We start from the raw sequence: 7816 nt of genomic DNA on the forward strand, positions 1-7816 counted from the left end.
CTATGCTACATAACAATAGCACGCAGGACAGGAGAGGTCATGTCTGCAAGCCGAGTTGCGCTGAGCGTGGGCGGTGCCCCGCGCGAGGCCGCGCGTACCTTTGAGCGACGCAACCCCGTCACCGGTGCGGTAGCTACGATCGCTGCCGCCGCCAGCACGGACGATGCGCTTGCCGCCGTCGCTGCCGCGCAGGCGGCGTTTCCTGCCTGGTCCACGCAGGGCCCCAATGCCCGTCGCGCGCTGCTCACCAAGGCCGCTGCCGCGATGGAGGCCCGCGCCGACGCATTCGTCGCGGCGATGATGGCCGAGATCGGCGCCACCGAGGGCTGGGCGCGGTTCAACCTGATGCTCGCCGCCTCGATGGTCCGCGAAGCGGCCGGGCTCACCACCCAGATCAGCGGCGAAGTGATCCCTTCCGACAAGCCCGGCTGCATCGCCATGGCGGTGCGCGAGCCGGCGGGCGTGGTGCTCTCGATGGCGCCGTGGAACGCGCCGATCATCCTGGCGACGCGCGCGATCGCGGTGCCGCTCGCCTGCGGCAACACCGCGGTGCTCAAGGCCAGCGAGCAATGCCCGCGCACCCATGCGCTGATCATCGACGCGTTCGTCGAGGCCGGGTTCGGCGGCGGCATCGTCAATCTCGTCACCAATGCGCCCGAGGATGCCGGCGAGGTGGTCGGCGCGATGATCGATGCGCCCGCGGTGCGCCGGGTGAACTTCACCGGCTCGACCGGCGTGGGGCGGATCATTGCGGTGCGGTGCGCGCAGAACCTCAAGCCGGTGGTGCTCGAACTCGGCGGCAAGGCGCCGCTGATCGTGCTCGACGATGCCGATCTCGACGAGGCGGTGAAGGCCGCCGCGTTCGGTGCGTTCATGAACCAGGGCCAGATCTGCATGTCGACCGAGCGGATCATCGTCGTCGACGCGATCGCCGATGCATTCGTCGAGAAGTTCCAGGCCAAGGTCGCTACGCTGGCGGTCGGCGATCCGCGCGAGGGCAAGACACCACTCGGCGCGGTGGTCGACACCAAGACGGTCGCGCATGTGCAGAGCCTGATCGACGATGCCGTGGGGCAGGGCGCCGTTTTGGTGAATGGCGGCGAGGCACACGGCGTGCTGATGCCGGCGCATGTCGTCGACAAGGTCACGCCCGCGATGAAGCTGTTCCGCGACGAGAGCTTCGGCCCCGTCGTGGGCGTGATCCGGGCCCGCGACGAGGCGCATGCGATCGAACTCGCCAACGATACCGAATATGGCCTGTCCGCCTCGGTGTTCACCCGCGATGCGGCGCGCGGGCTGCGCGTGGCGCGGCAGATCCAGTCGGGCATCTGCCATGTCAACGGCCCCACCGTGCACGACGAGGCGCAGATGCCGTTCGGCGGCGTCAAGGCATCGGGCTATGGCAAGTTCGGCGGCAAGGCGGGGATCGAGAGCTTCACCGAACTGCGCTGGATCACGCTGGAGACCCAGCCCGGCCACTTCCCGATCTGAGCGGACAGCATGACCGGCCCCTCCGCACCGCCCCCGGGCCTCGCCTACGCCTTCTCGGCGCGGGTCGAGATCGCCCCGCCGGTGGACCGGGGGGAGGTGGATGGCGGCCGGGCGCGCTTCATCGCGATCACCGGGGGCACGGTTTCCGGCCCCCGGCTGACCGCGATGGTGCTGCCGGGCGGCGGCGACTGGCAGACGATCATGCCGGGCGGCGTCACCCGCGTGCTCGCCCGCTATTTCCTCCAGGCGGAGGACGGCACGGTGATCGGGATCGAGAATCCCGGTCTGCGGGTTGCCAGCGAGGCGGTCACCGACCGGCTGGCGCGCGACGAGCCGGTCGCGCCCGACGCCTATTATTTCCGCACCACGCCGCGCTTCGAAGTGGCCGACGGGCCGCACGCCTGGCTGGCGCGCACCGTGTTCGTCGCCCGCGGCATCCGGCGACCCACCCATGTGATCATTGACTTCTACTGCGTCGAATGACGCTCGATTTCCGAGAAAGGCACAGCATGACCGACCCGATCCAAGCCGCCACCGTCGCCTATGACGTGATCGACGGCATCGCCTGGGTGCGCTTCAACCGCCCCGACAAGCGCAATTGCATGTCGCCGCGCCTCAATCGCCGCATGGTCGAAGTGCTCGACGAGCTCGAATATCGCGACGATGTCGGCGTCTTGGTGCTGAGCGGCGAGGGCACCGCCTGGTCGGCCGGCATGGACCTGCAGGAATATTTCCGCGAGAACGAGGCCAAGGGCCTGGGCGCCACCCGCAAGGCGCAGCGCGAGGCCTATACCTGGTGGCGCCGCCTGCGCTGGTATCACAAGCCGACCATCGCGATGGTCAATGGCTGGTGCTTCGGCGGCGGCTATGGCCCGCTGTTCGCCTGCGACCTCGCCTTCGCGGCGGAAGAGGCGCAGTTCGGCCTGTCCGAGATCAACTGGGGCATCCTGCCCGGCGGTGGCGCCTCGAAGGTGATCGCCGAGCTGACCGGCTTCCGCAACGCGATGTACCACGCGATGATGGGCGAGAATGTCAGCGGCAAGAAGGCCGCCGAATGGGGCCTGGTCAACGAGGCGGTGCCGCTCGACGGCCTCAAGGCCCGCGTCGAGGAAGTGGCCAAGGTGCTGCTCGGCAAGAACCCGGTCGCGCTCAAGGCGACCAAGGACGCGATCCGCCGCGTGCGCGAGATGACCTATGACAATGCCGAGGATTATCTGATCCGCGCGCAGGAAGCGGCCAACAGCTACGATAACGAGGGCCGCAAGGAAGGCATCAAGCAGTTCATCGACGACAAGACGTACAAGCCGGGCCTCGGCGCGTACGACAAGTCCAAGCACAACGCCTGAGACGGGGGAGAGCCGCGATGACCGTCGATACGCTTTCCCCGCCACCCACCACCAACGGCCTTCGGCTCGATCGGCTCTTGCGGCCGCGATCGGTCGTGATCGTCGGCGCCTCGGACAAGCCCGGGGCGCTGGGGGCGTCGGTGCTCGCCAATCTGGAGCGCAACGGCTTTGCCGGTGCCATCCACCTGATCAATCCCAAGCGTGACACGATCGCGGGCCGACCCTGCCTGCCCTCGGTCGATGCGCTGCCCGAGGGCGTGGATGCGGCGGTGCTCGCCATCCCGCGCGCCGGGGTGCTCGACGCGATCCGGGCGCTGGCCGCGCGCAAGGTAGGGGCGGCGATCGTCTTCTCCGCCGGCTTCGCGGAGGGCGGCGAACAGGGGCTGGCCGACCAGCGCGAGATCGCCCGCATCGCCGCGGAGGCGGCAATGGTGATCGAGGGACCGAACTGCCTCGGCATGGTCAACTATGTCGACGGCATTCCGCTGACCTTCGTCGAGACGCTGGTGCCGGAGGCAGGGCCGGGCAAGGGGATCGGCATCGTCTCGCAAAGCGGCGCGATGGCGGCGGTGCTGTCGACCACCCTGCTCAGCCGGGATCTGCCGGTCACGCTGTCGGTCTCGACGGGCAACGAGGCGGCGAGCGGGGTCGAGGAGTATGTCGAGTATTGCGTGGACGATCCGAACACGCAGGTGATCGCGATGATCGTCGAGCAGTTCCGTAAGCCGCAGCGCTTCCTGGCGGCGGCGCGCAAGGCGCGGGCGGCGGGCAAGCTGATCGTGCTGCTCCACCCCGGCAAGAGCAGCGCCGCGCGCGAATCCGCCGCGACGCATACCGGGGCGATGGCCGGCGACTATGCGCTGATGCGGGTAATGGTCGAGCGTGCCGGCGTGGTGTTCGCCGAAACGCTCGAGGAACTGGGCGACATCGCCGAGATCGCTGCACGCTGCCCGAAGCTGCCGAGCGGCGGCACCGCGGTGCTCGGCGAATCGGGGGCGTTCAAGGCGCTGACGCTCGACCTGTGCGAGGGGCTGGGCGTCGCGCTCCCGGCGCTGGACGACGCCAATGCGCCCGTGCTCCGGGCGGCGATGCCGGACTTCGTTGCGGTCAGCAATCCCCTCGACATCACCGCGCAGGGGCTGGTCGAGCCCGACATGTATTATCGGCTGCTCAACGCATTGGGCGCGGACGATCGCTTCGGCTGCGTTGTTGCCGGCATCATCCTCACCGATCCGGCGACGGTGGCGATCAAGCTGCCGCCGATCCTGCGTGCGGTGGAAGAAGAGCCGCTCGCCACGCCGCTGATCTTCGCCGGGCTCGACGAAGGCGCGCCGCTGGGGGCGGAGAATATCGCCCGGCTGCGCGCGGCGGGGGTGCCGTGCTTCGCCTCGACCGAGCGCGTGTTCCGCGCGATCGCCCGGCTGTCGGCGCATGCCGCGCGCGACTTCACGACGTGCGACGCCGATCCGCTCGCCTGCGAGGACCTGCCGCTGGGCGGCGTGGTGCCGGAATATCGCGCCAAGGCGGTGCTTGGTCCGCTTGGGATGCCGTTTCCCAAGGGCGGCTTCGCCCGCACGGCGGACGAGGCGGTGCAGATCGCAGGGGAGATCGGCTATCCGGTGGTGCTCAAGGCGCAGTCGGCCGCGCTCAGCCACAAGAGCGATGCGGGCGGCGTGGTGCTGAACCTCGCCGACGCGGACGCAGTCCGGGCCGGCTGGCGCAAGCTACACGGCGATGTCGGGCGCCACCGGCCCGACCTCACGCTGGACGGCGTGCTGGTCGAGACGATGGGCAAGCGCGGCGTGGAACTGATCGTCGGTGCCAAACGCGATCCCGAATGGGGCCCGGTGATCCTTGCCGGCTTTGGCGGGGTGACTGCGGAGATCCTTCAGGATGTGCGGCTGCTTCCCTGCGACCTGACCGAAGCGGCGATCGAGCGCGAACTGCACCAGCTGAAGAGCGCGGCGATCCTGCGCGGCTGGCGCGGGGCACCGGCGCTCGACGTGCCGGCAGTCGCGGCGCTGATCGCGCGGCTGGCGCAGGTGCTGCGCGCCGAGCCATCGATCCGCGAGGTGGACCTGAACCCGGTGGTGGTACACCCTCTGGGCGAAGGGGTGGTGGCGCTCGACGCGCTGATGCTCACTGCCTGACGAACGACAAGGGGCGGCAAACGCCCGAGGGAGAGGTTGGAATGGCGGAGTCCGCGCACATCCTGCGGCGGCTCGACGAAGCGCCGCTGAGCCGCACGCAGGTGCTGGGCATCCTGCTCTGCCTGTTGCTCAACGCGCTCGACGGGTTCGACGTGCTGGCGATCAGCTTCGCCTCGCCGGGCATCGCGGCGGAGTGGGGCATCGATCGCGCGGCGCTGGGGCTGGTGCTGTCGATGGAACTGATCGGCATGGCGGTCGGCTCGGTCCTGCTCGGCGCCTATGCCGATCGCGCAGGGCGGCGGCCGGCGATCCTGCTGTGCCTCGTCATCATGGCGGCGGGGATGCTGGCGGCAACCTTTTCGCACAATGTCGAGACGCTCTCCGCCTTCCGCCTGTTCACCGGGCTCGGCATCGGCGGCATGCTCGCCTGCACCAATGCGATGGTCGCCGAACTGGCCAATGCCCGCAGCCGCAGCCTGGCGGTGGGGCTGATGGCCTCGGGCTATCCGGTCGGCGCGATCGTCGGCGGGTCGATCGCGGCCAGGCTGCTGGTCGGCGGCGACTGGCGGCAGGTCTTCCTGTTCGGCGCGGGCATGACCGCGATGTTCCTGCCGCTCGCCTGGTGGCTGCTGCCCGAATCGATCCGCTACCTGTTCCAGCGCCAGCCCGCCGACGCGTTGGCCCGCGCCAACCGGCTGCTGGTGCGGATGCGGCAGGAGGCGATCGGCGCGTTGCCGCCGCGTGCCGAAGCGGGCGCCAAGCTCCCGCTCGCCCAGCTCTTTGCGGGACCGCTGGCACGCACGACGATCCTGCTGACCATCGCCTATTTCTGCCACATCATGACCTTCTACTTCATCCTGAAATGGGTGCCGAAGATCGTCGTCGACATGGGGTATCCGCCATCGCAGGCGGCAGGCGTGCTGGTCTGGGCGAATGTCGGCGGGCTGGCGGGTGCGGTGCTGCTCAGCGTGCTCAGCTGGCGGCTGCCGCTGCGCGGGCTGCTGGTGGTGGCGCTGGTCGCCGCGACCGCGATGGTGACGTTGTTCGGGCAAGGCCAGCGCGACCTGGGCGGCCTGGCGCTGATCGCCGGCATCGCCGGTTTCTGCACCAATGCCGGCGTGGTCGGCATGTACGCGCTGATCGCGCAGAGTTTCCCCACCGAGGCCCGCGGATCGGGCACCGGCTTCGTGATCGGCGTGGGGCGCGGCGGGGCGGCGCTGGGGCCGATCGTCGCGGGGCTGCTGTTTTCGATGAACCTCGGGTTGCCGGTCGTCGCCCTGGCGATGGCCGGCGGCTCGCTGGTCGCGGCGGCGGCGCTGCTCGGGCTCAGGCGGGGATAGGCGCGCGTACGGCGAGGCTCTAGGCTCGTCCGATGAACATCGAAGAAGCAGGTCCGGCCGATTGCGCCGAGGTGGTGGCGCTGTGGCAGGCCGCGGGGCTCACCCGCCCCTGGAACGATCCCGCCGCCGATTTCGATCGCGCGGTGACCGGCGCGACCTCCGCCATCCTCCTGCTGCGCGCGGGCGGGACGCTGCTCGGCACCGCGATGGTGGGCGAGGACGGACACCGCGGCTGGGTCTATTATCTGGCGGTCGACCAAGCGGTGCGCGGGCAGGGCCATGGCCGCACGCTGATGGCCGCGGCCGAATCCTGGCTGCGCGCGCGGGGCTGCCCGAAGCTCCAGTTGATGGTCCGCGACGGCAATGATGCGGCGATCGGTTTCTATCGCGCGTTGGGATTGGAGCCCCAGCCGGTTGTGACGCTCGGCCGTTTCCTCCACTAGAGGCGGCATGACGATCGCGCTCTACGGCATCAAGAATTGCGACACGATGAAGAAGGCCCGGGCCTGGCTCGACGCGAACGCAATTCGCTATGTTTTTCATGATTATAAGGTGGAAGGCGTCGATCCGGCGCGGCTCGCCCGCTGGATCGCGGCGGAGGGCTGGGAGGCATTGCTCAACCGTGCCGGCACGACCTTCCGCAAGCTTCCAGAGATTGACAAGACCGACCTCGATTCGGCCAAGGCGAGCGCGCTGATGATTGCCCAGCCATCGATGATCAAGCGGCCGGTTCTGGAAATTCCGGGCGGTCTGTTGATCGGATTCGCGCCGGAACGCTACGCCCGCGCGTTGCTCTGAGCGCGAAAAATTTGCGGATTCATGGCCTAAACCCCGTGTTTATCCTAAATTAACACGAAAATAGCCACGGATTATTGGGGTCGTATGGCGTCTTACATTCGACAACGACCAGCAAGCTGGTTCCGGACCGTCGCGACGATGCTAGTCCTGTGGGGGCTGCTCGGCTGCCTCGTCTTCTATGCCCATGCGACGCTGTCGCCCCAGCGGGCGGGCGAGCCCGGCTTCTGGAATTGGGAATATTATCAGGCGGTTCCGCGCTGGTTCCTGGTCGATTACGCGATCGGCGTGGGCGGCAGCCTGTTCGGCTCGATCGCGATGCTGCGGCGATCCCGCAAGGCGAATATTCTCTACGTAATCTCGCTTGCCGCGGTGATCGTGCAGTTCGGCTATCTGTTCGCCACCGGCCTGGTCTCGGGCCCGGTGCAGGCGTTCGTCGCGCCGGTGTTTATCCTCGGCGTGACGATCTTCCAGATCTGGCTGGCCGGCATGGCGACGCGGCGAGGCTGGCTGCGCTGACGTTCTGCATCCTCCCCCTTGACGGGGGAGGATAGCGTAGCTTGGCGCTTCAGCGCCTAGCATAGCTTGGAGAGGGTGAGCGGCGGCGTAGCCGCCGCGCGATTTGCATCGCAAATCGCCCCCTCTCCCTCCTACTGCCTGCGGTAGCGGGCCCCTCCCTCCCCCGCGACGGGGC

The 7816-nt window shown here is 68.7% G+C and carries 8 protein-coding genes; all 8 read left to right on the forward strand.

Annotated elements, in window-relative coordinates; genetic code table 11:
* The first annotated feature begins 39 nt into the window (after window positions 1–39).
* A complete protein-coding gene (locus tag SAZ01S_RS14655; RefSeq protein ID WP_084583012.1) occupies window positions 40–1491 on the forward strand; it encodes an aldehyde dehydrogenase in 1452 nt (483 codons plus the stop codon).
* 9 nt (window positions 1492–1500) lie between these two features.
* Window positions 1501–1974: a DUF3237 domain-containing protein gene (locus SAZ01S_RS14660; protein ID WP_084583013.1), complete on the forward strand. Its 474-nt coding sequence runs from the start codon at window positions 1501–1503 to the stop codon at window positions 1972–1974.
* A gap of 26 nt (window positions 1975–2000) precedes the next feature.
* Window positions 2001–2837 (forward strand): p-hydroxycinnamoyl CoA hydratase/lyase, encoded by an 837-nt coding sequence (locus tag SAZ01S_RS14665; protein WP_084583014.1) that lies wholly within the window; start codon window positions 2001–2003, stop codon window positions 2835–2837.
* Window positions 2838–2854: 17 nt separating this feature from the next.
* The gene (locus SAZ01S_RS14670; protein WP_084583015.1) at window positions 2855–4987 is read left to right on the forward strand and encodes an acetate--CoA ligase family protein; all 2133 of its coding nucleotides are present in this window, start codon (window positions 2855–2857) and stop codon (window positions 4985–4987) included.
* A gap of 41 nt (window positions 4988–5028) precedes the next feature.
* Entirely contained in the window at window positions 5029–6327 is a 1299-nt protein-coding gene (locus SAZ01S_RS14675) for an MFS transporter (protein ID WP_084583016.1), read from the forward strand.
* Between the two features lie 32 nt (window positions 6328–6359).
* Window positions 6360–6770 carry a GNAT family acetyltransferase gene (locus SAZ01S_RS14680; protein WP_084583017.1) on the forward strand — a complete coding sequence of 137 codons (411 nt, stop codon included), beginning with the start codon at window positions 6360–6362 and terminating at the stop codon, window positions 6768–6770.
* 7 nt (window positions 6771–6777) lie between these two features.
* The gene (locus tag SAZ01S_RS14685) at window positions 6778–7125 is read left to right on the forward strand and encodes an ArsC family reductase (RefSeq protein WP_084583018.1); all 348 of its coding nucleotides are present in this window, start codon (window positions 6778–6780) and stop codon (window positions 7123–7125) included.
* Between the two features lie 138 nt (window positions 7126–7263).
* Entirely contained in the window at window positions 7264–7641 is a 378-nt protein-coding gene (locus tag SAZ01S_RS14690) for a hypothetical protein (protein ID WP_084583019.1), read from the forward strand.
* Window positions 7642–7816 lie beyond the last annotated feature (175 nt).

This window comes from Sphingomonas azotifigens NBRC 15497 (assembly GCF_002091475.1).
GTDB classification, from domain to species: Bacteria; Pseudomonadota; Alphaproteobacteria; order Sphingomonadales; family Sphingomonadaceae; genus Sphingomonas; species Sphingomonas azotifigens.